This is a genomic window from Vibrio sp. 10N.222.46.A1, assembly GCF_041473595.1.
Lineage (GTDB): Bacteria > Pseudomonadota > Gammaproteobacteria > Enterobacterales > Vibrionaceae > Vibrio > Vibrio tasmaniensis_A.
The window spans coordinates 1-2,961 of record NZ_JBFRSN010000971.1 but is presented as its reverse complement, the minus strand read 5'-3'; the positions used below and the strand labels follow the sequence as shown (position 1 = coordinate 2,961).

4 protein-coding genes are annotated in these 2,961 nt (G+C 43.7%); 3 read left to right on the top strand and 1 reads right to left on the bottom strand.

The features are described from left to right. From AB4496_RS22675 to AB4496_RS22665, 3 genes are all read left to right on the top strand, one after another. A partial coding sequence (locus AB4496_RS22675) for a glycosyltransferase (RefSeq protein WP_372132054.1) occupies positions 1 to 531 on the top strand: 531 nt, incomplete at its 5' end. Next, complete coding sequence (locus AB4496_RS22670) at positions 528 to 1,715, top strand: glycosyltransferase family 2 protein (protein ID WP_009846771.1); 1,188 nt, start codon at positions 528 to 530, stop codon at positions 1,713 to 1,715. The genes AB4496_RS22675 and AB4496_RS22670, both read left to right, overlap by 4 nt. Positions 1,716 to 1,724: 9 nt before the next feature. After that, entirely contained in the window at positions 1,725 to 2,384 is a 660-nt protein-coding gene (locus AB4496_RS22665) for a sugar transferase (protein WP_017097829.1), read from the top strand. A 147-nt stretch (positions 2,385 to 2,531) separates the two neighbouring features. Here the strand turns inward: AB4496_RS22665 and AB4496_RS22660 are convergent. Next, a partial coding sequence (locus tag AB4496_RS22660; protein ID WP_372132052.1) for a methyl-accepting chemotaxis protein occupies positions 2,532 to 2,961 on the bottom strand: 430 nt, incomplete at its 5' end.

Sequence of the window (2,961 nt, the reverse complement as noted above, 5' to 3'; positions counted from 1 at the left end):
GCAAAGCACAACCTACCAACCGACAAATACATCATTGGTTGTGCGGGGCGTTTAGAGCACGTGAAAGGTCAAGACCAGCTGATTAAGGCACTTGCTCTACTGCCATCAAATACCGTTGTCGCACTGGCTGGTAATGGTTCAAAACGCAATCAACTGAAACAACTCACTGACCGCTTGAATCTCAGCGAACGTGTGATCTTTCTTGGCTTAGTGGATGACATGACCACCTTTTACGGAGCGCTGGATACCTTCTGCCTACCTTCACGCCACGAAGGGCTTCCTCTTTCTACACTCGAAGCCCAAGCATGTAACATTCCAACCGTCGCGATGAACGTCGGTGCGGTTGATGAAACCTTATGTCCCATCAGCAGTTCCCTCGTCAAAAGTGGCAGCATTGCCGGATTAGCCAGTGCGCTATTAGAAAAACAAAATGAACGCTTTTTGTCACCTCGTCGTTACGTTCTCGACAACTTCGATATCATCAAAATGGTTTCGTCTTACAACGACATCTCAGAAGGAGTTTGCGCATGATCGACTGGTTGCTTGCAGGACTTTGCTTATTCTCTGGTGCGCTGATTGTCTACCATCACGCCGCCTATCCACTGTTACTACGTTGGTATGCGAAAAGTCACCCGGCGCGTCAGATTGAAGAGAGCCACCGTTGTTATAAAGACGAACAACAAGATTGCACACTACCCACCATCACCATTCTTGTACCGGCATTTAACGAAGAGCAATGGATCGCAGACAAGATCCGTAATCTTGCTTCACTCGATTACCCAAAAAAGAAGTTACAAGTGATTATTGCTTGTGATGGTTGTACTGATGACACGGTAAAAATCGCTCAAATGACGATTCAAGAAGCGATGTGCAGCGATATCTATTTCGAGATACATGACCACAAAACCAACCGAGGGAAAGTTGCGGTTATCAATGAAGAAGTGACAAGCATAAACAGCGACATCACGGCTCTGAGTGATGTGTCAGCCCTTATTTCATTGGATGCGCTGCTTATTGCCGCCGCTCACTTTGTAAGTGACAAGGTTGGCGTGGTAAACGCAACGTATCAGCTTTGCCCAACAGGTAACGAAGGTGAAAATACCTATTGGCAGTTTCAAACCGCCGTTAAAGAGTCAGAAGCTTCATTAGGTTCGAGCTTAGGTTCTCATGGCGCTTTCTACTTGTTTAGAACACACCTGTTCGAACTGCTTCCACTCAACACTATTAATGATGATTTCATCCTACCGATGCGAATCGTTAAACAAGGTTACATCGCAGAATACGAAACACAAATGGTCGCACTGGAACTAGAAGAATCAAATTTAGAAACAGATTTCAAAAGAAGACTTCGTATTTCAGCGGGTAACATGCAACAAGCGATTCGATTGTTTGGCTTGTTCAGCCCGAAGTTCAAAGGCATCGCGTTTGCGTTCTTCTCTGGAAAAGGACTTCGTCTACTCACTCCATATTTAATGATTGTGTGCTTGGTGTGCTCAATCTTACTTAACAACTACTTGATATTTGAAGTGTTGTTATGGGCTCAAGTTGCCGTGTATACCATTGGCGTACTTGGCTGCATCTTGCCAAAGCGTCTCGTAAATAAACCTATTTCATTAATCTCTTATTTGATAGTTGGACACTATGCCAACTTCATTGGTGGCATTCGTTACCTAGTCGGGCTAGAAAACTCACCTTGGACACGAGCGAATCATTAAGGACTTATTATGATGAACATTGAACAGCTATCTACTCAAAACTTATACCAATACAAAATCTCACGTGCTAAACGTACTTTCGATTTCGTGAGTTCACTGATTGCTTTGATTTTGCTAGCGCCCGTATTTCCATTGATTGCGATGGCTATTGTACTCACTTCTCGTGGCCCGATTTTCTACCGTCAACTGCGTGTTGGTAAATCGACACCGGAGAAAATGGAAATCTTTGAGATCATGAAATTCCGTAGTATGTACGAAGATGCAGAAACGCGTTCTGGTGCCGTTTGGGCTACGGCGAATGACCCACGAATCACACCCGTTGGCCGATTTTTAAGAAAGACGCGTCTTGATGAGTTGCCACAACTGATCAATGTATTGAAAGGTGAGATGTCTCTAATTGGCCCACGTCCTGAACGCCCTACTTTTTACACCAAACTAGAGAACGAAATCCCCTACTTTGCTGACCGTACATACGGCGTAATGCCCGGTATTACTGGGCTAGCACAAGTAAATCAAGGTTATGATACCTGTATTGATGATGTACGTCGTAAAGTGGGCTTTGACCACAGTTATGCACTGAGTCTGTGCTCTATGAAATCTTGGATTGTGGCTGATCTCAGCATCATTTCTAAAACAATCATAGTAATGGTCGATGGACGTGGACAATAGGTGAGATGTGTTCGCGGTGATGGATGTTTTTTATAGTCTACTTAAGGATATGTAACTCTTGACGCTTGATAGAAAGTGGCGACCAAATTGCTTAACAATTGGTCGCCACTTTTAATTTATATTGGAGTGTTTATGCTTATTTAGTATCTAAAGCTTAAATTGACCAACAAGTTGGCTTAATTGCCCACCAGCCTGTTTAAGTTCATCCACAGCGGTACTTGATGTTTCACTCGATATCAGCAGTGAACTTACAATGTCACGTATAGTCACCAAGTTACGGTTTATCTCTTCCGTTACTGAGCTTTGCTCTGTTGCCGCAGTTGCTATATGGTCGGTCATTGCATTGATTGAGGCTACAGCGGTGCTAACATCATTTAAACCCGCTGATATATCATTTGATGAAGTCACAACATCCTGACAAGTATTGCTACTTTCACCCATCGAAGAGACCGCTTGTTCAACCAACTTATGAAGTTCATCAAGCATGGTCTTAATCTCTAACGTACTACCTTGAGTTCTACTTGCAAGGTTACGTACTTCGTCTGCTACTACAGCAAAGCCTCGACCTTGCTCACCT